Source organism: Collimonas fungivorans Ter331, assembly GCF_000221045.1.
GTDB lineage: Bacteria > Pseudomonadota > Gammaproteobacteria > Burkholderiales > Burkholderiaceae_D > Collimonas > Collimonas fungivorans_A.
Genome location: NC_015856.1, coordinates 2,195,413 through 2,218,919 on the forward strand (window position 1 = coordinate 2,195,413; position 23,507 = coordinate 2,218,919).

At 60.6% G+C, this 23,507-nt stretch carries 23 protein-coding genes; 16 read left to right on the top strand and 7 right to left on the bottom strand.

Features of this window, described 5'->3' with window-relative positions; genetic code table 11:
• The first annotated feature begins 11 nt into the window (after window positions 1–11).
• Window positions 12–1,226 (top strand): DUF3443 domain-containing protein, encoded by a 1,215-nt coding sequence (locus CFU_RS09595; protein ID WP_014005841.1) that lies wholly within the window; start codon window positions 12–14, stop codon window positions 1,224–1,226.
• A 37-nt stretch (window positions 1,227–1,263) separates the two neighbouring features.
• Here CFU_RS09595 and CFU_RS09600 read toward each other — a convergent pair whose 3' ends face one another.
• Together CFU_RS09600 and CFU_RS25365 are read right to left on the bottom strand one after the other, a co-directional pair.
• Window positions 1,264–2,004, bottom strand: a complete 741-nt coding sequence (locus CFU_RS09600; RefSeq protein WP_050808534.1) for a peptidoglycan DD-metalloendopeptidase family protein — start codon at window positions 2,002–2,004, stop codon at window positions 1,264–1,266.
• A gap of 457 nt (window positions 2,005–2,461) precedes the next feature.
• Window positions 2,462–2,596, bottom strand: coding sequence for a hypothetical protein (locus CFU_RS25365; protein WP_274377026.1), 135 nt, complete (start codon window positions 2,594–2,596; stop codon window positions 2,462–2,464).
• Here CFU_RS25365 and CFU_RS09605 point away from each other — a divergent pair.
• A complete protein-coding gene (locus tag CFU_RS09605) occupies window positions 2,577–4,127 on the top strand; it encodes a collagen-like triple helix repeat-containing protein (protein ID WP_425304701.1) in 1,551 nt (516 codons plus the stop codon). The genes CFU_RS25365 and CFU_RS09605 overlap by 20 nt on opposite strands.
• A gap of 92 nt (window positions 4,128–4,219) precedes the next feature.
• Window positions 4,220–4,414, top strand: a complete 195-nt coding sequence (locus CFU_RS09610; protein WP_014005844.1) for a hypothetical protein — start codon at window positions 4,220–4,222, stop codon at window positions 4,412–4,414.
• 10 nt (window positions 4,415–4,424) lie between these two features.
• Here the strand turns inward: CFU_RS09610 and CFU_RS09615 are convergent, their stop codons facing one another.
• The 5 genes from CFU_RS09615 to CFU_RS09635 form a co-directional block, all read right to left on the bottom strand.
• Entirely contained in the window at window positions 4,425–5,990 is a 1,566-nt protein-coding gene (locus CFU_RS09615; protein ID WP_014005845.1) for a sensor domain-containing diguanylate cyclase, read from the bottom strand.
• A gap of 30 nt (window positions 5,991–6,020) precedes the next feature.
• Window positions 6,021–7,043 carry a GlxA family transcriptional regulator gene (locus CFU_RS09620; RefSeq protein WP_014005846.1) on the bottom strand — a complete coding sequence of 341 codons (1,023 nt, stop codon included), beginning with the start codon at window positions 7,041–7,043 and terminating at the stop codon, window positions 6,021–6,023.
• A gap of 294 nt (window positions 7,044–7,337) precedes the next feature.
• A complete protein-coding gene (locus tag CFU_RS09625) occupies window positions 7,338–7,631 on the bottom strand; it encodes a transposase (protein ID WP_014005847.1) in 294 nt (97 codons plus the stop codon).
• A 21-nt stretch (window positions 7,632–7,652) separates the two neighbouring features.
• Complete coding sequence (locus CFU_RS09630) at window positions 7,653–8,531, bottom strand: hypothetical protein (protein WP_014005848.1); 879 nt, start codon at window positions 8,529–8,531, stop codon at window positions 7,653–7,655.
• A 97-nt stretch (window positions 8,532–8,628) separates the two neighbouring features.
• Window positions 8,629–8,973, bottom strand: a complete 345-nt coding sequence (locus tag CFU_RS09635; RefSeq protein WP_050808535.1) for a hypothetical protein — start codon at window positions 8,971–8,973, stop codon at window positions 8,629–8,631.
• A 463-nt stretch (window positions 8,974–9,436) separates the two neighbouring features.
• On the opposite strand from CFU_RS09635, the gene CFU_RS09640 reads away from it, so the two are divergent.
• From CFU_RS09640 to accD, 13 genes are all read left to right on the top strand, one after another.
• Window positions 9,437–9,616 carry a hypothetical protein gene (locus tag CFU_RS09640; RefSeq protein WP_041741648.1) on the top strand — a complete coding sequence of 60 codons (180 nt, stop codon included), beginning with the start codon at window positions 9,437–9,439 and terminating at the stop codon, window positions 9,614–9,616.
• A gap of 80 nt (window positions 9,617–9,696) precedes the next feature.
• Entirely contained in the window at window positions 9,697–10,581 is an 885-nt protein-coding gene (locus tag CFU_RS09645; RefSeq protein WP_041741649.1) for a DMT family transporter, read from the top strand.
• Window positions 10,582–10,793: 212 nt separating this feature from the next.
• Window positions 10,794–12,194, top strand: a complete 1,401-nt coding sequence (leuC, locus tag CFU_RS09650) for a 3-isopropylmalate dehydratase large subunit (protein WP_014005852.1) — start codon at window positions 10,794–10,796, stop codon at window positions 12,192–12,194.
• A gap of 20 nt (window positions 12,195–12,214) precedes the next feature.
• Entirely contained in the window at window positions 12,215–12,337 is a 123-nt protein-coding gene (locus CFU_RS23265; protein WP_050808536.1) for an entericidin A/B family lipoprotein, read from the top strand.
• A 62-nt stretch (window positions 12,338–12,399) separates the two neighbouring features.
• On the top strand, window positions 12,400–13,047 hold the full coding sequence (gene leuD, locus CFU_RS09655; protein ID WP_041741651.1) for a 3-isopropylmalate dehydratase small subunit: 648 nt from the start codon (window positions 12,400–12,402) through the stop codon (window positions 13,045–13,047).
• A 47-nt stretch (window positions 13,048–13,094) separates the two neighbouring features.
• Complete coding sequence (gene leuB, locus CFU_RS09660) at window positions 13,095–14,165, top strand: 3-isopropylmalate dehydrogenase (RefSeq protein WP_041741652.1); 1,071 nt, start codon at window positions 13,095–13,097, stop codon at window positions 14,163–14,165.
• Between the two features lie 71 nt (window positions 14,166–14,236).
• A complete protein-coding gene (gene asd, locus CFU_RS09665; protein WP_041743231.1) occupies window positions 14,237–15,370 on the top strand; it encodes an aspartate-semialdehyde dehydrogenase in 1,134 nt (377 codons plus the stop codon).
• A gap of 261 nt (window positions 15,371–15,631) precedes the next feature.
• Window positions 15,632–18,604, top strand: a complete 2,973-nt coding sequence (locus CFU_RS09670; protein WP_041741653.1) for a FimV/HubP family polar landmark protein — start codon at window positions 15,632–15,634, stop codon at window positions 18,602–18,604.
• A gap of 117 nt (window positions 18,605–18,721) precedes the next feature.
• Window positions 18,722–19,525, top strand: a complete 804-nt coding sequence (gene truA, locus CFU_RS09675; protein ID WP_041743233.1) for a tRNA pseudouridine(38-40) synthase TruA — start codon at window positions 18,722–18,724, stop codon at window positions 19,523–19,525.
• A gap of 113 nt (window positions 19,526–19,638) precedes the next feature.
• Window positions 19,639–20,313 (top strand): phosphoribosylanthranilate isomerase, encoded by a 675-nt coding sequence (locus CFU_RS09680; protein ID WP_014005858.1) that lies wholly within the window; start codon window positions 19,639–19,641, stop codon window positions 20,311–20,313.
• Between the two features lie 62 nt (window positions 20,314–20,375).
• Window positions 20,376–21,638, top strand: coding sequence for a tryptophan synthase subunit beta (trpB, locus tag CFU_RS09685; protein WP_014005859.1), 1,263 nt, complete (start codon window positions 20,376–20,378; stop codon window positions 21,636–21,638).
• Window positions 21,639–21,702: 64 nt separating this feature from the next.
• Window positions 21,703–22,500 (top strand): tryptophan synthase subunit alpha, encoded by a 798-nt coding sequence (gene trpA, locus CFU_RS09690; RefSeq protein ID WP_014005860.1) that lies wholly within the window; start codon window positions 21,703–21,705, stop codon window positions 22,498–22,500.
• A 114-nt stretch (window positions 22,501–22,614) separates the two neighbouring features.
• Window positions 22,615–23,487 (top strand): acetyl-CoA carboxylase, carboxyltransferase subunit beta, encoded by an 873-nt coding sequence (accD, locus tag CFU_RS09695; RefSeq protein WP_014005861.1) that lies wholly within the window; start codon window positions 22,615–22,617, stop codon window positions 23,485–23,487.
• Window positions 23,488–23,507 lie beyond the last annotated feature (20 nt).

Consider the following 23,507-nt stretch of genomic DNA (forward strand, 5'->3'; position numbering starts at 1 on the left):
CGGAGACCACCATGCGCTTCCTGACGTATCTGCTTTGCCTGTTCAGCACACTGTTCCTGTTCGCCTGCGGCGGCGGTGGCGGCGGTTCCGACAGCGGCCCGACGCCGCCGACGCCGCAGCCGGTCCAGAATGTCCAGGCCCTGGTGATCGACAACGGTCCTGCGGCCGCTTCCGGCTCGGTCAACGCGCCGTATGTCTCGTTGACCATCTGTCAGCCCGGCAGCGCCACGCAATGCCAGACCATCGACCATATCCTGGTCGATACCGGTTCGAGCGGCCTGCGCATCATGTCTTCGGTGCTGGCCTCTAACCTGGCGCTGCCGTCGGTGGCCAGCGCCAACGGCAGTCCGTTAGCCGAATGCGCGCGTTTTGCCGACGGTTATAGCTGGGGTTCGGTGAAACAGGCTGACTTGCGCATCGCCGGCGAAGTCGCCAGCGGCATTTCGGTGCACATCATCGGCGACAGCGCCTTTCCGTCGGTGCCTAACGGTTGCTCCGGCAGCCTGGTGGCGGAAAACACGGTGGCGGCGTTCCATGCCAACGGCGTGCTCGGCATCAGCACCTTTATCCAGGATTGCGGTTCTGCCTGCGCCAGCCAGGCGCTGGAAGGCTGGTATTACTCCTGCCCGAGCAGCAACAACTGTACGGCAACCACGTTGGCGGTGAACCGGCAAGTCGGCAATCCGGTAGCGGTTTTCCCGCAGGATAACAATGGTACGGTGATACAGCTGCCGTCGGTCGGCGCCAACGGCGCCTCCGGCGTCACCGGTTCGCTGATTTTCGGCATCGGCACGCAAGCCAACAATGCGCTGGGCAGCGCCAGCATCTATACCTTGAACAGTTCCGGCAACCTGAGCGCCTTGTACCAGGGGCAGGTGATGCAGGCGTTTTTCGACAGCGGTTCGAACGGCCTGTTTTTCGCCGATACGAGCATCCCTAACTGCACCAGCAGCAAAGGGTTTTACTGTCCGTCGTCCACGCTTAGCCGCAGTGTAGTGAATACCGGCCTGAACGGCCGCAACAGCACCGTCAACTTCAATATCGTGAATGCCGATACGCTGTTCCAGGCCAATCCGAACAACACCGCCTTCAACAACATCGGCGGCGGCGCGGCTTTCGCTTCGTTTTTCGACTGGGGACTGCCGTTCTATTTCGGGCGTTCGGTCTACACCGCGCTTGAAGGGGTCTCGGCGGGCGGCACGACCGGGCCTTACATAGCCTATTGATCGATGCGGGTAGGGTGGGCACAAAAGCGTGCCCACCCTACCGGCTTGGCAGATAGCGGGACGGGTCGACCGGTTTTCCCTGGCGGCGGATCTCGAAATACAGCTTGACCGCGCTGCTGTCGGACTTGCCCATTTCGGCGATCTTCTGGCCCTTGCTGACCATCTGTCCTTCCTTGACGACGATGGTCTTGTTATGGGCATAGACCGACAGCAGGCTGCTGTTGTGCTTGATGATGACCAGGTTGCCGTAGCCGCGGATGCCGCTGCCGGAATACATCACCTTGCCGGCGGCGGCCGCCATCACCGGCTGTCCCAGCTGGCCGAAAATGTCTATCCCCTTTTTGCCCTGGCCGAGGCCGCTGCCGGATTGGCCGCTGGCCGGCCAGGCCCAGTCGATCGCATCCTTGTCGTCGCTGGCGGCGGGCGCCGTATCGGCGCTGTCCGTGCTGCGCGGTTTGGCGGTGCTGCCGGAAGTTGCGGCGGCGCCTTGCGGCAAGACCCGCAATACCTGGTCGACCTTGATGTCGTTCGGGTCCGACAGCCGGTTCCAGGCGATGATGTCGCTATTGCTGCGCCGGAATTTGCGCGCGATGCTGGACAGGGTGTCGCCTTTTTGCACGGTGTAGTAGCCGGGGCCGCTCGGCTGAGCCGGGCCGGAGCCGGACGGCGTGCCGCAGGCGGCGAGGGTGGCCAGCAGGATCAGCGCGAGGCTGAGGTTCCTGATTCTGTTGCGTTTTTTCGGGCTGGATGCTTCGGTATTCAGGACCAACAATGTCATTCCTCTGATCAATCGATCTCGCTTTAGTTAGGTAATGGCCGGCGCCGTCGGGCCGGCGCCGCATCTTCTGACCTTGTCAGGCTTAACTAGTTGCGTGTTTCGCATTCATGGGCGGTGTTGCCGTTTTTTCTAGAGGCTTGAGGATATCCCAATTGTGCCGGCGGGGTAAAGGCAGCAATCCGGCTCTTGAGAAGGCCCTGTTTTGGTGTCAATAAGATAATTGATTGTACCCGTTTCGTGTCCGCTGTTACGTTACATGTAACGTATCAATTGCGGTCCGGCGACGCCAGCCAGGGATGAGCGCGGTTTTGCTGAAAATTCTCTTAGCCTTTGATTTATAAGGATTTATTTCTTGCAATAATAGAAAATGTGGATATGTTTTTTTCATTTATTCAAAGCTTTTCCGGTTGGCATGTTCTTTGCGGAATAGACAAGCAGGAACAACCGGTTCGAACTTTCAATAAAAGGGGAAACACATCATGAAAACATCAAAAGGTGGTTTGATTGTCGCATCGCTGTTATTGACCAGTTTGCTGGCCGGTTGCGCCAGCGGCGGCACCATCGGCAAATCGTTGGGATCGGGCAGCGGCACTGGCCAGGGGGCTGGCGGCGGTGCGGGCGGCGGCACTGGTGATGGTGGTGGAACAGGCGGTGGCGGCGGTGGAACCGGCGATGGTGGCGGCACAGGTGGCGGCGGAACAGGCGGTGGTGGAACAGGCGGTGGTGGAACAGGTGGTGGTGGAACAGGTGGTGGTGGAACAGGTGGCGGCGGCACAGGTGGCGGCGGCACAGGTGGTGGCGGCACAGGCGGTGGCGGCACAGGCGGTGGCGGCGGCGGCGGTGGTGGCGGCGGTGGTGGTGGCGGTGGCGGTGGCGGTGGTGGTACAGGCGCTTCGGCCAACTTCCTCTCCAACGTCGGCACTACCGTTTCCGGCACAGGCGCTGCGCTGGATGCGATAGGCAATACCGTGATCAATAACGTGCCGCTGCTGTCGACCGGGGCTAAGGGCGGCCTGGCCGGCGTGGTTAACAACGGCACCGGCATTGTCTCCACCTTGGGCGCCGGCATTACCAACGGCCTGGGCCAGCTCGGCACCAATCCGAATGCACTCGGCACTACCCTCGGCAGCACCGGCAACGTGGTTACGGGAGTGGGGAATACTGTACAGAGCGCCGGGCAGCTGGTGTCTGGTCTGGGCAGCGGTCCGCTGGCGCCACTGGCTGTCGTTACAACGCCTGTGGGCGGCCTGGTGACTCAGGTCGGCGCTGCAGTCTCCGGACTGGGAGCACCGCTGACTGCTGCCTTGACTACCGGCCCGGTGCAGCAGATTACTCAGACCGTGACCCAGGCAATCGTACCGCTGACCAGTACTGTGACGACGTTGACACAGACAGTCGGCAATGCGACCGGCCTCAACCAGCCTGTGAACACCTTGCTGGTGACAGCGGGCGGCGGCGTTTCCAGCCTGGGCGGTGCATTGACCGCGGCTAACGTGCCGGTAGTCAGCAGCCTGGGCGGCGTAGTGAGCAATGTCGGCGCCACGGTAGCCGGACTTGGCACCAACGCCCTGGTCGGCACCGGCCAGCCTCTGCTGGGCAACAAGACAGGCGGTTTGCTGCAGCCTTTGAATAATGTGCTGACCGGCGTGGTGGGCGGAATAGGTGGCGTAGGCGGCGGCGCCGGCGGCCCATTGGCGCCGATCACCGGCTTGCTGGGCGGCTTGACCGGTGCTGTCGGCGGCGCAGGCGGCTCGGCCGGCGGTCCGCTGGCTCCTGTCACCGGCTTGCTGAGCGGCCTGACTGGCGCGCTCGGCGGCGCCACAGGTTCAGCAGGCGGTCCATTGGCTCCCGTCACCGGCTTGTTGAGCGGCCTGACTGGCGCAGTTGGCGGTGCAACCGGCGCAGGCGCCGGTCCCCTGGCTCCAGTAACCAACCTGGTCGCCGGCTTGACTGGCGCGCTCGGCGGTGCAACCGGTTCGACTGCGGCCAGCCCTCTGGCTCCAGTCACCAACCTGGTGGCCGGCCTGACTGGCGGCAAGCCAGCGACGGGCACCACCAACGATCCGCTGGCCCCGGTGACAGGCCTGCTGAACGGCCTGCTGGGAGGAGCTGCTAAGAAATAACAGCCATGTAGTGCAGTAGTGCAGGGAAGCGCTGGCGGCGCCAGGCTTCCTTGTTCCAAGGCTGGATGCTTAGCAACTTCTGAGGTGGGATCATGAGAGCCGAACAAATAGTCGATCTGATCGCTTGCGCCAGCCCACAAGCGCAGGTACCGGGCAACGATCTGCTGATCGGAATGCTGGCTCGCGAAATTGCGGCGCTGTCATACAAGCTGACCGAGCAGGAGTTGTATCGCCTGATAGCCGTTGGTTCGCTGGTATACGAACGCGGGCGGCGCGGCAGGGTGTGATTGTTATTGTCTAACGCGGATCGGCGCTGGAGCAGACACGGTTGCGGCCGGCTGACTTTGCTGCATACAGCGCCCTATCTGCCGCCTGGATCAACTCAAATGGAATATTGTCGTCACGGACCGGGACGAAAGCATCGACCCCGGCGCTGACAGTGACCAGACCGAAAGTACTGCTTGGATGTTCAATGTGCAGATTGCAGATGGCGACCCGAATTTTTTCCGCCACCGCCACTGCTCCCGCCAGATTGGTGTCGGGCAGCAGCACTACCAGCTCTTCGCCGCCGTAACGCGCCGCCAGGTCGCCCGGGCGGTTCTTGCTGGCCTTGACGATTTCACTGATCTGCCGCAGGCATTCGTCGCCGGCCAGGTGTCCGTAAATGTCGTTGTACTGCTTGAAGTAGTCGACATCGATCATCACCAGCGCCAGCGAATTCTCGGTGCGCATGGCGCGGCTGAATTCGTCGCGCAGCGCATTGTCGAACTGGCGGCGATTGGCGAGGCCGGTCAGGCTGTCTTGCAGGGCCAGCTGCTCCAGGTGGCGGTTGAGCATCCGCAGCGATTCCTGGACGCACAGCAAATCGTTTTCCGCCAGCAGGCGCAACCTGATCTGGTGGATCAGGCGCCAGCCGAGCAGGCCCAGCGCCAGCGTCAGCAGCATGGCGCCGAACAGGTGCAGGTAGGTATCGGCGCGCCATTCGGCCAGCACCTCATTCTTGGAACGCGCGACCGTCACGAACAACGGGTATTGCTGCAGGTGGCGATAAGCGATCAGCCGCTCGATGCCATCCTGGTCCGATTTCATGATGGCGGTGCCGACTGCGCTCCTCGATGCGTAATCGCGGTAGATCGGATAGTTGGACAGGTTCTTGCCGATGGTGTCGTCCATCATCGGCCGCCTTACCAGCATGGTGCCGTCATTCAGGCTGAGGAAAATCGAGCCGGCGCGGCCGATGTCGAAACTGTCGTAATACTTCTTGAAGTAATCGATATTGATGGTGCCCAGGACCAGGCCGGCGAAACTGCCGTCGGCATGGTTGTAGCGGCGCGAGACGGTCACTATCCAGGCGCCGGTGGAGCGGCTGCGCACCGGCGGCCCGATATACGGTCCGCGCCCGGGATGGCTGCGGTGATAGCGGAAGTACTGGCGGTCTGAATTGTTGACCAGCGGGACCGGTCCGGTGCGGGCATTGGCCAGCCATAATCCGGTTTCGTCGTAGATCGACAGGTCGTTCAGCTGCGGCAATTCGGCGATATGGTGGATCAGCAGCGCATGTAGCCGTTCCAGCGAGGCGCTGCCGGTGCCGTCTACTTCCAGCCGCTCAACCAGGCCCACCAGCACGGTGTCGGCTTCTTTGATGGTGTCGTCGGCATGCTGCGACAAGGCGCGCGCCAGGTTGGACGTGGCGATTTCGGTTTCATGCAGTTCGATATTGCGCGCGTTCCAGCTGCGCCACACTTCGACCGACATCAGCGAAACGCACACCAGCACCACGAAGACGGTCGCAAGATAAGTGATCGGCAAAGACTTGAGGGCAGGGCGCGCTGGCCGCGGCGCTATGGCGATGGGAATGGTCATCGTTGATCCAGTAGCGCGCTGGCCTCGGTTTCAGGTTGGTCGTATTCCCTTGCGATATTCCGTGGGTGAAGTCCACATGTGCTTGCGGAACAGCTTGGCGACATGCTCGCCGCTGAACAGGCCGCAGCGCCGCGCTATCTTGTCTACCGGCAGGTCGGTCTCGGTCAGTTGCTGGCGCACCGCTTCCAGGCGCAGGTTGAGCAGGAAGTCATGCGGCGTCTGGCCGGTTTCGCGCTTGAACTGCCGCACGAAATTGCGCTCGCTCATGGAAACGAAATTGGCGGCGTCGACCACGCTGATGGAATCGGCCAGGTGTTCGACAAACCATAACGAGGCGCGGTGGATCTTGCTGGTCTTGACCGGATCGCCGGCCGCCGCAGCCTGGTTGGCCGGCGGGGTGTCGCGGCGGCGCTGGCAGACCACCAGGCTTTGCGCCACGCGCCGTGCAACCGCCGGACCGAGATCGCTTTCCAGCAAGCGCAGCGCCAGGTCGGTGGCCATGCCGACATCGCAAGAGGTGAAGATGCCGTCGTCTTCGCTGATCTGCGCTTCGCGGTCGATCTTGATCAACGGGAATTCGCGCGCCAGTTTGTCAAGCAGTGCCCAGTGCGTGGTGGCGCGCCGGTTGTTCAGGAAGCCGGCGGCGCCGATCACGAATACGCCGGTGCAGATGGCCGCGATGCGGCGCACGCTGCTGCGCATCTGCTGCAGCCAGGCGATCAGGTCGGGATCCCGGTAAGCATCGAAGTTGCCGGTGCCGCTGGCGATGAGCAGGGTATCGAAATGGTGCTTGCCGAACGACGCCAGCGACGAGGTCATGATCTGCACCGAGGCCGATGACATGATCATGCCGCCGGCGATGGAGAGAACCGAAACGGCGTAGCGCGTGGTGCCAGGGAATACCGTGGAAATCAGCTTGTCGCCGATGCCGAAAACATCTGCCGCGCCGACGACGTCAGCCAGTACGACTCCCTCAAAAACGATGATCCCTATATGCCTGGTTGAGCTGCTATTGTCTATCACCTCAAGTGTCTTTGCGCACTCGATATCCATGTGATTCTCCCCGCTAGCGATTTACCTTTGTGCATTGCCGGAACGCAATTTTTTATTGGTAAATTACTATTCCCCATTCTGCTACAAAATTAGATTTTGTCCAGAAAATGATTGTTAAATATAGTCATTTGTGTGGCGCGTTTACACTAGTTTTTTACGGCAACAAAAAATCTTCATACTGAAACCCGTTGTGTCCTTGAATGTTAATTTCTGTCTGGCATTTAATTAAAGCGCGATGCGTGCCGTATGCGGCTCATCCTGCGCCGCAGCTTTTTTTTATGCGCGATGCTAGCTTCAATTCGACGAGCTGTAGTGCTCATGCTTGCTTTTCTTGTCGTCCAGCGCATCTTGCAAACGCGAGTTTTCCAACGTCAGTTCGGCCACGATCTGCTTCAGTTTGGCGTTCTCTTCCTGCAGACATTTCAAGTCGTGCGGATAAGCTTGCAGGCCGCCGTACTGTTTCTTCCAGTTGAGGAAGGTGCGTTCGGTGATGCCGGCTTGCCGGATCACGTCGACCAAAGGCATGCCGAGCTCTTCCTGCTTGAGCGCGGCGGCAATCTGGTCGGTTGAGAACGGAATACGTTTCATGGCATCCCCCTCGCGTCTTTTTTAGCGGTCTTTTAACGCCGACAGTTCAGGCAGTTTGTCCAAGCCGAGCCGTGCCCGTATTACCGGATCCTTGTACTGGTCGCCGATGGTGTTGATGCTGTTTTGACCGATGACGCCGGTTGACGCTGCAGTAGGCGGCACCGGTGCGGCAGGCACGCCGGCTCTTTCCATGCCGGGGCAGGAACGTCCGGTCGATTCGACTGCCTTGCGGTTGGCTTCGCTTTGGCACAGCAAGGCAAGCGCAACGTCGTTCAGGCCCATGGCGCGGAATTCCCTGGAATCGAGGCGGCGTACGCAAGCCTGGTCGACCATGGTGGTGCCGCCGGTGGCGCCGAAGCCGGTGAAGGACAGGCCGAACGAGGCCGAGCCCATGCAGGTATCGGACAAGGTGGTGGTCAGCGAAGGCGCCACGATGTTCGGCACGGTCTTGACGGTATAAGTGCCGCCGTATTCGACCGTGGCCTTGGTATTGTTGGGGCTGCTGCCGGGTTCGCCTGCCGCTGCGCTGCTGCCGGTGGCGCTGCTGCCGGTGGCGCTGCTGCCGGTGGCCGACGCCGATTCAGCCGGCAAGGTTACCGATACGTTCACGTTGGAATTGCCGCCCGCGGATGTCGAGCGCGAATTGCCGCCGGTCGAGGTCGAGCGCGATGAGCCGCCGCCGATCGCCGTCGAGTTCGAGCCGCTGGTGGAGCCGCTCGATGAATTGCTGTTGGTGCCGATATTGTTGTTGCTTGAACCGGCGCCCTGTGAAGTCGAGGTTGATGTCGAACCCGATGTCGAACCTGAATCCGATGTGGAGCCCGAGATGATATCCGCTTGCGCCAGATTCGCCGCCGAGAGAGCGATCAAGAGCGCCGTTGCTTTAATTGCGCATTTCATTTTTTTCTCCTAGCGGGGCTACTCGGAACTTGCGTTCCTTTCGCCCCTTACGAACGGTTGGCCTGGAGCTAAGACTGGATAGTCGTCAGCACTGGTCTCAAGGGAAAAAGTGGAAATTCCACATGCTGCTTTGTGTGCCGGCACCAGCTGTTGCGCCGGTAGTCGATCCCGAAGTGCCGCCAGCACCCGATGCACCGTTGCCAAAGCCGCCTGCAGCGCTGGTGTTGGTGGATGTCGAGCCGGTATTCGAAGCTGTGGCGACGCCTGATGGGCCGAACACGGCAGCAGAGTTGGCTCCGCCGACGCTGGTGTTGGTAGTTGTTGCTGCATGGTAGCCGTTGCCGATGCTGACTGCACCGGAAACGCCGCCGGAAGTCGAGCCGGACGAAGATGTAGCGCCGGCGCTGCCCGACGTTTGACTGCCACCTACGGCACCGGCCATTGCAGCATAACCACAGAGAACGGAAGCCAAAACTACAAGGGTTGTCTTGCGTAACATTTTGATTCTCCTTAAGGTAGGGGCGTCATTCACCGTGTTGTCTCGTCTATATACGCCCCGATCAATAGACAAGAATTGCGAAAACTTTTCCTGTTCGGCGCCAGCCGGCGGTGTCTCTTTTCGACAAGCCTGCTTGTGATCAAAAACTGCGTGAATGGCTTTGATCAACGCGTCGGTGAGAGGTAGTGCTGGTTTGCGTTGATCTGATAATAGGAGTGCAAGTCGAAGTGTTTATGACAAAACCTTGTCAGCTTCGGACAGCGAAGATGGCCGATATGGCTATTGTTTTTCCGTGCTGCATCATGTGAGCGCTAACAAGAAATGCTAAAAAAATCAGCCCATTCACAGGTACGGCAAAGGTCTCTGGCCGATTAGTGGCGTACGGAAAATAAAGCGCCGATGCGTGATGTCCGTTTTTGACAAGACTGAAAATATCTTGTCGTTGCGCGGCGCCTCGATCGGCGATGGTGAGTCTCTGGTCGCGGCCGGAGCTTTTGGGCGGGCAGGATTGCGCATCGATTTCATGCGCATTTTTTTTGAAATTTTCCGCTCGCGCAGCGAGAAGTTTTTACGTGAGCGCCTTTAATCGGATATATTGCCGCATGTTAATTTGTGTGCGGGAACCTGCGTTGTCCCTGCCGCCTAATCCAATTCGAAGAATCCATCATGAACATCGCTGAATTGTTTTTGCTCGCCGCCATCTGGGGTGCGTCGTTTCTTTTCATGCGCGTCGGCACGCCGGAATTCGGTCCGGTGCCGCTGATATTCCTGCGGGTGGGCATCGCCGCGCTGGTATTGCTGCCGGTGCTGCGTTCGGCCGCCGCGCGCAGCCACTTGCGCAGCAAGGCCTGGCCGATGCTGGTGGTCGGCGTCACCAATTCAGCCATACCGTTTTCACTGTTTGCGTATTCCACCTTGTATGTCAATGCCGGTTTCGACGCCGTGCTGAACGCTACCGTGCCGCTCTGGACCGGTCTGATTGCATTCGTATGGCTGAAGGCGCCGATGAGCCGGGCACAGGTGATCGGCATGCTGGTGGGCATGGCGGGCGTGGTGGTCCTGGTGTGGGACAAGATAGGCGAAGGCCAGGCCGGCGTCTGGCTGGCGACGGCGGCGGTCCTGCTGGCCACCTTGTGCTACGGTTTCGCCATCAATTATTCGAAAACCCGCCTGGTTGGCGTGCCGCCTTTTGTGGTTGCCGGCGGCAGCCAGCTGGCGGCGACCCTGGTGTTGCTGCCGCTGGCGTTCTGGTATTGGCCTACTGCAACGGTTTCCGCCACGGCCTGGTATGCGGTGCTGGCGCTGGGAGTGGTCTGCACCGGGCTGGCCTATGCGATTTTCTATCGTTTGCTGGATCGCGTCGGTTCCGCCTACGCCGCCTCGGTAACCTTCCTGATCCCGATATTCGGCGTGATCTGGGGCGCCATTTTCCTCAAGGAAGAGGTGACGCCCGGCATGGTGCTGGGCTGCGTGATCATTCTGCTGGGCACGGCCCTGGCGACCGGCAAGCTCAATTTGTCGGTTTTTTTGCGCGACAAAACGGCTAAATAAGCCGCCAGATAAGCAGCTAAACAGGCGACCGGATGGGCCGCTGAATGATTTTGCTCGGCGGCGGCGGGAACGGGCCTTGCCAGTGAATATATGCAACACCACAGGCCGAGTATGTGGTTTTCGGGGCGTACAAGCGTATTGGTGGCCTGCTTCTATGGCATAATCAAGAGCTAAATTCACTGTTTAGCGCAGCCTCGAAGCTGCCCCGGATCATGCTTAAAACGCTCTACGATAAACTTTGGGAATCCCACGTCGTCCATACCGAACAGGACGGCACGGCGATTCTGTATATTGATCGACATCTTTTGCATGAGGTCACCAGCCCTCAGGCTTTCGAAGGGCTGAAGCTGGCCGGCCGCAAGCCATGGCGGCAGGCCGCCAACCTGATGGTGGCCGACCACAACGTGCCGACCACCGGCCGCGCCAACGGCATCGCCGATCCGATTTCGCGCCTGCAGGTGGAAACCCTGGACGCCAACGCCAAGAGCTACGACCTGACCTATTTCGGCATGAACGACCACCGCCAGGGCATCGTCCACGTGATCGGCCCTGAGCAGGGCGCGACCCTGCCTGGCATGACCGTGGTCTGCGGCGATTCGCATACCTCGACCCACGGCGCTTTCGGCTGCCTGGCGCACGGCATTGGCACCTCCGAAGTGGAGCATGTGCTGGCTACGCAAACCTTGCTGACCAAAAAATCGAAATCGATGCTGGTCCAGGTCGACGGCGCGATACCTGCCGGCGTCACCGCCAAGGACATCGTGCTGGCCGTGATCGGCCGCATCGGCACCGCCGGCGGCACCGGTTATGCGATCGAATTCGCCGGTTCGGCGATCCGCGCGTTGTCGATGGAAGGCCGCATGACAGTCTGCAACATGGCGATCGAAGCGGGCGCGCGCGCCGGCATGATCGCCGTCGACGACACTACGCTCAACTACGTCAAGGGCCGGCCGTTCTCGCCGGCCGGGCCGCATTGGGAACGCGCCGTGACCTACTGGCGCACCCTGCATTCCGACCAGGGCGCCAAATTCGACATGGTGGTGACCCTGGGCGCGGCCGAGATCAAGCCGCAGGTTACCTGGGGCACTTCCCCCGAGATGGTGGTGGCCGTGGATGGCCGCGTGCCTGATCCGGACAAGGAAAAAGACGCCACCAAGCGCGACGGCATGGAAAAGGCGCTGGCTTACATGGCGCTGAAACCGAACACCGCGATTGAAGACATCCGTATCGACAAGGTATTCATCGGCTCTTGCACCAATTCGCGGATCGAAGATCTGCGCGCGGCGGCGGCAGTGGTGCGCGGCAAGTTCCGTGCTTCCAACGTCAAGCTGGCGATGGTGGTGCCGGGTTCCGGGCTGGTCAAGGAACAGGCCGAGCGCGAAGGCCTGGACAAGATTTTCAAGGACGCCGGTTTCGAATGGCGCGAACCGGGCTGCTCGATGTGCCTGGCGATGAACGCCGACCGGCTGGAGCCGGGCGAACGTTGCGCGTCCACTTCGAACCGCAATTTCGAAGGCCGGCAGGGCGCGGGCGGACGCACCCACCTGGTCAGCCCGGCGATGGCCGCCGCCGCCGGCATCGCGGGCCATTTCGTGGATATTCGTTCCTTATAAATTATTACCGAAGGATAAAGATGAAGAAAATAGTCACCCTGTGCGTTTTGCTGGCTAGCGCTTATGCGCTCAGCGCCTGCAATACTTTCCACGGCTTTGGCAAGGACGTGGAACACGTCGGCGAGAAAATTCAAGGCAAGTGACCGGCTCGCCGAGGCGAGCAGTGGATTGGAATAATGCGTGAAATGATGCGTGGAATAATGTGATGAATAAATTTACTGTAGTGGATGGCTTGGTGGCGCCGCTGGACCGCGCCAATGTGGATACCGATGCGATTATCCCGAAGCAGTTCCTGAAGTCTATCCAGCGGACCGGCTTCGGCCCGAACCTGTTTGACGAATGGCGTTACCTGGACCATGGCGAGCCCGGCATGGACAATTCGCGCCGTCCGCTGAACCCGGATTTCGTGCTGAACCAGCAGCGCTACCAGGGCGCTTCGATCCTGCTGACCCGCAAGAATTTCGGCTGCGGCTCGTCGCGCGAACACGCGCCGTGGGCGCTGGACCAGTACGGTTTCCGTGCGGTCATCGCGCCCAGCTTTGCCGATATCTTCTTCAATAACTGCTTCAAGAACGGCTTGCTGCCGCTGGTGCTGCCTGAAGCGCAGATCGACCGCCTGTTCGATGAAGTCAAGGCGTTCCCGGGTTACCGCCTGCAGATCGACCTCGATAAGCAGCTGGTCAGCACCGCCAACGGCAACGTCGCGTTCCCGTTCGAAGTAGGCGAATTCCGCAAATACTGCCTGCTGAACGGGCTCGACGACATCGGCCTGACTTTGCGCCAGTCAGACAAGATCCGCGATTTTGAAGAGCGCCATCTGTTTGCCCAGCCTTGGCTGAGCAACACCATTTAAGCGGCTTGCCTGTAACTGACTTTTTGAATTATTCAATCCAGGAAAAAATGAAAATAGCAATTCTGCCAGGTGATGGCATCGGTCCGGAAATCGTTGAGCAAGCGGTCAATGTGCTGCAGGCGCTGGGCGAAAAATTTGAACTGGAAACGGCGCCGGTAGGCGGCGCCGGTTACGCCGCGCACGGCCATCCGCTGCCGGACGGCACCTTGAAGCTGGCGAAGGAAGCCGACGCCGTGCTGTTCGGCGCGGTCGGCGATTACCAGTACGACAGCCTGGAACGTTCGCTGCGCCCGGAACAGGCGATCCTCGGCCTGCGCAAGAACCTCGGCCTGTTCGCCAACCTGCGTCCGGCGATCCTGTACCCGGAACTGGCCGGCGCTTCGACGCTGAAGCCGGAAGTGGTGTCCGGGCTGGATATCCTGATCATCCGCGAACTCACCGGCGATATCTACTTCGGCCAGCCGCGCGGCGTGCGTACCGCGCCGGACGGCGCTTTCAAGGGCGAGCGCGAAGGTTTCGACACCATGCGCTACGCTGAATCGGAAATCCGCCGCATCGCCCACGTCGCGTTCCAGGCCGCGCAAAAGCGCGACAAGCGCCTGACCAGCGTCGACAAGGCCAATGTGCTGGAGACTTTCCAGTTCTGGAAGGATATCGTGACCGAGGTGCACAAGGATTATCCGGATGTCGCGCTGGAGCACATGTATGTCGACAACGCCGCGATGCAGCTGGTGCGCGCGCCGAAAAAATTCGACGTGATCGTCACCGGCAACATGTTCGGCGACATCCTGTCCGACGCCGCCGCCATGCTGACCGGTTCGATCGGCATGCTGCCGTCGGCTTCGCTGGACGCCAACAACAAGGGCCTGTACGAACCGTCGCACGGTTCGGCGCCGGACATCGCCGGCAAGGGCATCGCCAATCCGCTGGCGACCATCCTGTCGGCCGCCATGATGCTGCGCTTCTCGCTGGACAAGGCGGAGCAGGCGGAGCGTATCGAAAATGCGGTCAAGCAGGTGCTGGCGCAAGGTTTGCGCACCGCCGATATCTACGAAGCGGGCACCACCAAGGTCGGCACCAAGGAAATGGGCGCAGCGGTAGTGAAGGCATTGGGCTAAAAGAATTAGGCAGATGGGTCTGCCGTAATATGGAGTGCGGGGCTTTTCCCGTTCATTGTTAGGGAATCATGATGAAACTGGTTGGTTTGGTCGGTTGGCGTGGCATGGTGGGTTCGGTCTTGTTGCAGCGTATGCAGGAAGAGGGCGATTTCGCCCATATCGAACCGGTATTCTTTTCAACTTCAAATGCCGGCGGCAAAGCCCCGGCGCTGGCGAAAAACGAAACAACGTTAAAAGACGCCACCGATATTGAAGCCTTGAAAAAATGCGACATCATTATTACCTGCCAGGGCGGCGACTACACCAGCGAGATTTTCCCGCAGCTGCGCGCCGCCGGCTGGAACGGCTACTGGATCGACGCCGCGTCGACCCTGCGCATGAAGGATGACGCCATCATCGTGCTGGATCCGGTCAACCTGGATGTCATCAAGGACGGCTTGCAGCGTGGCGTCAAGAACTACATCGGCGGCAACTGCACGGTCTCCTGCATGATGATGGGCCTGGGCGGCCTGTTCCAGCAAGACCTGATCGAGTGGATGACCTCCATGACTTACCAGGCAGCCTCGGGCGGCGGCGCGCAGCACATGCGCGAACTGCTGACCCAGTTCGGTTCCATCAACGCCGAAGTCAAGGCGCTGCTGGACGATCCGAAAGCGGCGATCCTGGAAATCGACCGCAAGGTGCTGGGCAAGCAGCATGCCATGTCGGCCGACGAGACCAAACAGTTCGGCGTGCCGCTGGGCGGCAACCTGATTCCCTGGATCGACAAGGACCTGGGTGAAGGCTTGTCAAAAGAAGAATGGAAAGCCGGCGCCGAGACCAACAAGATCCTCGGCCGCGGCGAGGGTTTCAGCAATGGCGGCAAGGTCATCCCGGTGGATGGCCTGTGCATCCGCATCGGCGCCATGCGCTGCCATTCGCAGGCCCTGACCATCAAATTGAAAAAAGATGTGCCGCTGGACGAAATCAATGACATCATCGCCGATAATAACCAGTGGGTGAAAGTGGTGCCTAATGACAAAGAGTCATCAATGCGCGACCTGACCCCGGCGGCGGTGACCGGCGGCCTGACAATTCCTGTCGGTCGTTTGCGCAAACTGCAGATGGGTGGCGATTATTTGTCAGCCTTTACCGTAGGCGACCAATTATTGTGGGGTGCGGCAGAACCGTTGCGCCGCATGCTGCGGATTGTGCTGGATACCTGACTTGTTGCGGTAGTTGTGATATTGTTGCCGACTTGCAATATGGCCCGCTAAGTATTTTCTTGAAGAAAGTCTTAGCGGGCTTGGCGTATCTGTTTGTATTTATAGAATGTTGTTACGCTAGCCAGCAAGAGCTTCATAAATGGGATCGCATTTGCGAAGCGCCAGACTAATGTCAATCTGGATATTGATTTTTAAAAAAACTGGGTACAGTATTTGCTTTCAGCAAGATTTGTTTCCTTATACGTCAACGGACAGTCCTTCATGCCACACAACATGCACCTGAATTCTTCGAATAAATTTATTTCCACCGGTTTAAAGACCCTTACTGCAGCCGTGGTCTCCACGCTGCTGATGGTGTCTAATGTCGACGCCGCCGGACTGGGTAAATTAACCGTGCTGTCCTCGCTGGGACAACCGTTACGTGCAGAAATTGAGCTTACCTCGGTAAGCGCGGATGAAGCCGGCGGCCTGGTGGCGAAACTGGCCAGTCCGGAAACTTATCAGCAGGCCAACATCGATTTCAACCCGGCCCTGATGTCTTTGCAATTTACCATCGACCAGCGCAACGGCCGCCGTTTTGTGCGGGTGACATCGACCCAGCCTATCAATGAGCCGTTTGTCGACATGCTGATGGAACTGGGCGGCACCAAGGCGCGCCTGGTGCGCGAATACACCTTGCTGCTCGATCCTGCCGGCCAGCGCCAGGCGCAGCCGGCCCAGATCGCCGCCGCGCCTGCGGCGCCGCGCGCCAGCACAGGAGCGCTCGCCGCTCCTCGTTCGGCCCCGACCCAGGCCCAGACCGGCCAGGTGCAGTCGCAAGGCGGCGGCGCCTCGACCATCACCGATGCTACCCGTGCCGCAGCCGCCAGGGCAGTCGCCGGCGGCGAGACTGCTCCCGCCAGCAGCGCAAGCAAGCCGGCGGTTTCAGCTTCAACCTCAAGCCCGACTGGCCAGGCCAAGTCCTCCAGCGCGGCGCCAGCGCCTGCGGGCGGCGATTACCAAGTCAAGAAGGGCGATACGCTGGCCCGCATCGCCAGCGAAAACCTGCCGGCCGGCATCTCGCTGGACCAGATGCTGGTGGCGTTGTATCGCAGCAACGAAGGCGCGTTTGTCGGCAAGAACATGAATCGCCTGCGCTCGGGCCAGATCCTGTCGATTCCAGATGCCGACAGCGCGCGCAGCGTCAGCAAGTCGGAAGCCCGCAACGTGGTGCTGGCGCAATCGAATGATTTCAAGAGCTATCGCAACAAGCTGGCCGGCATGGTCGAATCGGCCGCGCCAAATGCGGCGGCTGAATCCAGGCAAAGCAGCGGCGGCAAGATTACCGCCAAGGTGGAAGAGCAAGCCACTCCGGCCAGCGAATCCAAGGACAAGCTGAAACTGTCGCGCGGCGCGGCTGCTGCCGACGCCAAGGCCGCTGCTGCGGCAGCGACAGAAGAGAAGATCGCCCGGGAAAAAGCGGCCGCCGAAGCGGCATCGCGCGTCAAGGAACTGGAAAAGAATGTCAGCGATCTGCAAAAGACGCTGGAATTGAAGAACAAGAACCTGGCTGACCTGCAGAACCAGGCTGCCAATGTGAAGCCTGCAGCCCCCGCAGCAGCGCCTGTGGCGGCAGCACCGGCCGCAGCCGTGCCGGTTACCCCGCCGGCAGCAGTTGCGCCTGCGGCAGCGGTTCCCGTCGTGGCTCCGGCGCCGGCGGCTGCCGTGCCTGCTGCGGCTGAACCAGCCGCCGCCAGCTCGGCTCCTGCCACCATCGTCGATACGGGCGTCGCCGGCGCTGCGCCGATCGCTGCGGCTCCGGTTGCCGCCGCGCCGGTTGCAGCCGCACCGGCGCCGGCCAAGCCAAAGGCAGTTGCACCGCCAGAGCCGAGCGTCATCGAAAGCATTACCGAAAATCCATTGCTGCTGCCGGTTGGCGGCGTCCTGGTAGCTCTGCTGGCCGGTCTCGCCCTGTTCCGCTATCGCCGCAATCGCGCGCGCCAGCAGGCTTTTCTGGACAGCAGCGGAGCGCCGATGACAAATACGGGCCTGAAGGGTAACTCCCTGTTCGGCTCCACCGGCGGACAAAGCGTCGACACCAAGAACAGCATCTTCAATTCGAATTTCGTGCCGTCGGTCAGCCACCTCGACACCAATGTCGATCCGGTAGCCGAAGCGGATGTGTACATCGCTTACGGACGCGATGCACAAGCCGAGGAAATCCTGAAAGAAGCCCTGCGCAACCAGCCAAGCCGCAACGCGATCCGCGTCAAGCTGCTGGAAATCTACGCCAACCGCAAGGATCCGCGCTCGTTTGAAATCCTGGCCAGCGAGCTGTACAGCCTGACCCGCGGCGAAGGCGAAGACTGGCAGCAGGCTGCCGCACTGGGCCTGAATGTCGATCCGGCCAATCCTCTGTACGGCGGCGGCAAGCTGCAAGACCAGGTGATCGCCAAGGCGGATGCAATTACCGCGCCGACCCAGCCGATGGACGGCCTCGACTTCAATTCCCTGACCGCGCCGACCGAGCCGCACGCTGTTGCGCCGATTCCTGAACTGGTGCACCCGGCCGCGCCGGCCCAGCTGCTGGCGCCGTTGACCGCAACGGAACTGGGCAAGCACGGCAGCCCAGCAGCCGCGGCGCCAGCGGCTGACATGGATTTCGACCTGGAAGAACTCGGCAGCGAAACTTCCGGCAACCAGAACACCGTGTTGCTGTCGGCTTCCCACGACGCCGGCAAATCCATGCTCGACGCCCTCGATTTCGAATTGGACCACAAGCCGGCAGCCGCACTTGCAGCCGCACCGAAAGCCGTGGAAAAGAGCGTGGCGCCAGCAATGACGTTCAGCTCGCTGGAACTGCCGGCAGGCGGACAGCCTTCGAACTACGAACCGGCCCATGCCCATATCGATATCCCGGCAGAAACCAAGCCAGCCAAGGCGCCAGTGGCGCCTTCGTATGCCCAGCATGCGGAACCGATGGTGGCGCCGCTGGAATTCAACCTGGCCGGCATGAACCTGGACCTGGACAGTGCGATCCACGCACATGCGCCAGCCGCCAGCGCAGCGCCGACCGCGGTTGATGCTGCCATATCCTCGACAGCCAATCCTGAAATGGCGACCAAGCTGGACCTGGCCGTCGCATACAAGGAAATCGGCGACAAGGAAGGTGCACGCGAACTGCTGGAAGAAGTCTTGAAGGGCGGTAGTGCGGAGCAGGTTGATGCGGCCAAGTCGTTGCTGACCAAGCTGTAATGTAACGAGGGCCTGTTGCCCTATACAATACCCTTAGCATTTTGCTTTTGACGGGCGCGGCGTTATGCTGGCGCCCGTTTGCTTTTTTTGAGATTGGAACCGGGTTTGAATCCGAATTTGAATCGTATTGTTCTCGGTGTGCAATACGACGGCACACCTTGGCAAGGATGGCAGACCCAGCCTAGCGGCAAGACCGTGCAGGACAGGCTGGAAGCCGCCTTGCAGAAATTCGCGCAGGGCGCCATCGACACCACGTGCGCCGGCCGTACCGATTCCGGCGTGCATGCGCTGGAGCAGGTGGTGCATTTCGATACTGCCTTGTCGCGCGAAACATTCTCCTGGGTGCGCGGCCTGAACGCTTTCCTGCCGCCGTCGATCGCTGTGCGCTGGGCGCATCAGCTGCCTCTGCTTGCCGAAGGTGAAGATCAATTCCACGCGCGCTTCAGCGCCACCGCCCGGACCTATCACTACCTCTTGTACAACAACCCGGTCCGTTCGCCGCTGCTGGAAGGCAAGGCCGGCTGGGTGTTCCGGCCGCTGGAGCTGGAGCTGATGCGCCAGGCCGCGGCGCACCTGGTCGGCACCCACGATTTTTCGGCCTTCCGCGCGGTGGAATGCCAGGCCAAGTCGCCGGTACGCACCATGGAAGAGATCCGCATCGAGCGGCGCGGCGACCTGATCGTGTTCAGCTTGCGCGCCAACGCTTTCCTGCATCATATGGTGCGCAATATCGTCGGTTCCCTGATCTATGCCGGCAACGCCAGCAAGCCGCCGGAATGGCTCGCCGAATTGCTGGCCCAGCGCGACCGCGGCCGCGCGGCGCCGACTTTCATGCCGGACGGCCTGTACCTGGCGCAAGTGGCTTATGATCCGAAGTGGCGCTTGCCGCAGCAGCCGGCTGGGGTTTTGCCCTGGCTGTAGGGTGGGCACTCTGTGCCCAGGCGTGACCTGAATAGGCGTTGCAGGGTTTTGCTGTCAATTCGCCATGCTTTAAGATGATATATTGCGCTTCCTGATGTTTTTCTGACCAGACCATGAGCCACCGTACCCGAATCAAGATCTGCGGCCTGACCCGCGAGCAGGATGTGCAAGCCGCCATTGCGGCGGGCGCCGATGCGCTGGGTTTTGTGTTCTATCCGAAAAGCCCGCGCTACGTCACGCGGCAGCAGGCTGCCGGCCTGATCGCCAAGGCGCCGCCGTTCGTCACCACGGTCGGCCTGTTTGTCAACGTCGAGCCGGCGCAGCTGCAAGAGATTGTGGCGCAGGCGCCGGTATCGCTGCTGCAATTCCACGGCGACGAAACCGTGGAGCAGTGCGCGGCGCTGGCGCAGGCGGTAAACCGGCCGTTTATCCGCGCCATGCGCATCGGCAGTGCTACAACGGCCGCCGATTTGCTAGAATACGCTCAGGCATATCGGAGCAGCAGCCATTTGTTTGCAGGATTGCTGCTTGATACCCTGGTTGAAGCTTATGGTGGCAGTGGAAAGGTATTTGATTGGTCTCTCATCCCAAAAGAACTCGCGCCTCAGGTCGTTTTAAGTGGTGGCTTGAGCGTGCACAATGCGACTGACGCGGTAAAACGCGTACGTCCCTTTGCGGTCGACATCAGCAGTGGCGTCGAACAAGACAAGGGCATCAAGGACGCCGCCAAGATTCGCGCATTCATTGCCGCGGTACGGCAGGCGGACGTCGATCCAGCCGGACTCTAGCAACAGTTTCGAGGTCCGGCCGGCAAGTCAGACAATACTGAGAGATACCAGAAAGATACGCCATGAAAGAATTCACACCCCTCGAGCAGTACGCCGAGCGCCAGCCGCTCGCCAATACCACCTTGCGCCAGAGCGCCCAGTACAATCTGCCGGACGCCAAGGGCCACTTCGGCATGTACGGCGGCAGCTTCGTGTCGGAAACCCTGACGCTGGCGCTAAGCGAACTGCAGCAGGCTTACGCCAAATATCAGAACGAACCGCAGTTCCTGGCCGAATTCCACAGCGAGCTGAAACATTATGTCGGCCGTCCCAGTCCGATCTATCACGCCAAACGCTGGTCGGAACAGATGGGCGGCGCGCAGATCTACTTCAAGCGTGAAGACCTGAACCACACCGGCGCCCACAAGATCAACAACGTCATCGGCCAGGCTTTGCTGGCCAAGCGCATGGGCAAGCCGCGCGTGATCGCCGAAACCGGCGCCGGCCAGCACGGCGTGGCGACAGCTACCATCTGCGCCCGCTTCGGCCTTGAGTGCGTGGTGTACATGGGCAGCGAAGACGTCAAGCGTCAGATGCAGAACGTGTACCGCATGAACCTGCTGGGCGCCAAGGTGGTGCCGGTCGAATCCGGCTCCAAGACCTTGAAGGATGCGCTCAACGAAGCCATGCGCGACTGGGTCACCAACGTCGAAGACACGTTCTACATCATCGGCACGGTCGCCGGCCCGCATCCGTATCCGATGATGGTGCGCGATTTCCAGTCGGTGATCGGCAATGAGTGCCTGGTGCAGATGCCGGAGATGACCGGGCGCCAGCCGGATCACGTGGTCGCCTGCGTCGGCGGCGGCTCGAATGCGATGGGGATTTTTTATCCCTATATCAATCATCACGACGTCGCCCTGGTCGGGGTCGAAGCTGCCGGCGAAGGCCTGGCCAGCGGCAAGCACTCGGCTTCGCTGACGCTCGGCTCGCCCGGCGTGCTGCATGGCAACCGCACCTACCTGCTGCAAGACGCCAACGGCCAGATCATCGAGACCCATTCGATTTCGGCCGGCCTCGATTATCCGGGCGTGGGTCCGGAACACGCATGGCTCAAGGACTGCGGCCGCGCTACCTACGAAACCGTGACCGACGACGAGGCGCTGGCGGCGTTCCATACCTGTTGCCGCATCGAGGGCATCATCCCGGCGCTAGAATCGAGCCACGCCCTGGCGTATGCGGCCAAGCTGGCGGCAACCTTGCCCAAGGATAAGATTGTCCTGGCCAATCTGTCGGGTCGCGGCGACAAGGACATGCATACCGTTGCCGAGCGCCTGAAGCTCTAAAGCAAGCCAAGAGCAGGGCGGCGCTCCCGCCCTGCAGTCCTGATCACCTCATTCAATAGATACCATGTCCCGAATCCAGACTACCTTGGCAGCGCTCGCTGCAAACAATAAAAAAGGCTTGATCCCTTTCATTACCGCCGGCGATCCGGCGCCCGAGTTGACCGTGCCGCTGATGCATGCGCTGGTCAGGGGCGGCGCCGACATCCTCGAGCTGGGCGTGCCGTTTTCCGATCCGATGGCAGAAGGCCCGGTGATCCAGCGCGCTTGCGAACGGGCGCTGAAATTCGGCGTCAGCCTGCATGACGTGCTGGCTTATGTGCGCGAATTTCGGCAGAGCAACAACAGCACGCCGGTGGTGCTGATGGGGTACGCCAATCCGCTGGAACGGATGGGCGTCGATGCATTTATTGCTGCTGCGAAAGAGGCCGGAGTCGACGGCAGCATCGTGGTCGACTATCCGCCTGAAGAGTGCGAAGAGTTTGCCGAGAAGATGCAGGCCAACGGCATGGATCCGATTTTCCTGCTGGCGCCGACTTCGACCGAAGAGCGGATTATGCAGGTGGCCAAGGTCAGCAGCGGATTCACGTATTATGTGTCCTTGAAGGGCGTGACTGGCGCCGCCAACATCGATACCGGCGAAGTCGCGGCCCGGGTGGCGGCGATCCGCAAACATGTCAAATTGCCAATCGGCGTCGGTTTCGGCATCCGCGATGCGGCCACTGCCAAGGCCGTGGCGCAAGTGTCGGACGCGGTCGTGATCGGCAGCCGGATCATCCAGGAACTGGAAAATACGCCGCGCGAACAGGCTGTAGCTGCTGTGGAAAGCTTCTTGTCGGGGATCAGGAAAGCGCTGGACGAGTGATTTTTGTATCAAAGTGACAAATATTTCCTGAATCGGCCGGCTTGAATAGCTATTTCGCCGATTTGGGGATGAAGGTACAATTCGGCAGGAAAAAAATCTGAAGGAGGTCGCTCTATGAGTTGGCTAGAAAAATTACTACCCCCACGTATTCAGCGCAGCGACTCGGCAACCCGTAAATCGATCCCCGAGGGATTGTGGGTCAAATGCCCGTCGTGCGAAGCGGTTTTGTATCGCACCGACCTGGAGTCGAACATCCATGTTTGCCCGAAGTGCAACCATCACATGCGGATACGCGCACGCGAACGCCTGGACGCCTTGCTGGACGCCGGCGGCCGCTATGAGATCGGCCAGGAAACCCTGCCGATCGACACCCTCAAGTTCAAAGACAGCAAAAAATACCCCGACCGCCTGAAAGCTGCGATGGACGCCACCGGCGAAACCGATGCGCTGGTGGTGCTGGGCGGTTCCATCATGACGCTGCCGGTAGTGGTGGCGGCATTCGAGTTTGAATTCATGGGCGGTTCCATGGGTTCGGTGGTGGGCGAGCGTTTTGTGCGCGGCGCCCAGGTGGCGCTGGAGCAGAAGGTGCCGTTCATCTGCATCACCGCCACTGGCGGCGCGCGCATGCAGGAAGGCTTGCTGTCGCTGATGCAGATGGCCAAGACTACTTCGATGCTGACCAAGCTGTCGGAGAAGAAGCTGCCGTTCATCAGCGTCCTGACCGACCCGACCATGGGCGGCGTGTCCGCTTCGTTTGCCTTCATGGGCGACGTCGTGATCGCCGAACCGAAGGCGCTGATCGGTTTTGCCGGCCCGCGTGTGATCGAGAACACCGTGCGCGAGAAGCTGCCGGAAGGCTTCCAGCGCGCCGAATTCCTGGTCACCAAGGGTGCGGTCGACATGATTGTCGACCGCCGCAAGATGCGTGAGGAAATCGCGCGTTTGTTGGCGTTGTTGCAAGACCAGCCAGTCGAATCCATCGCTTGATGTGAATTTCGCCCCTAGGG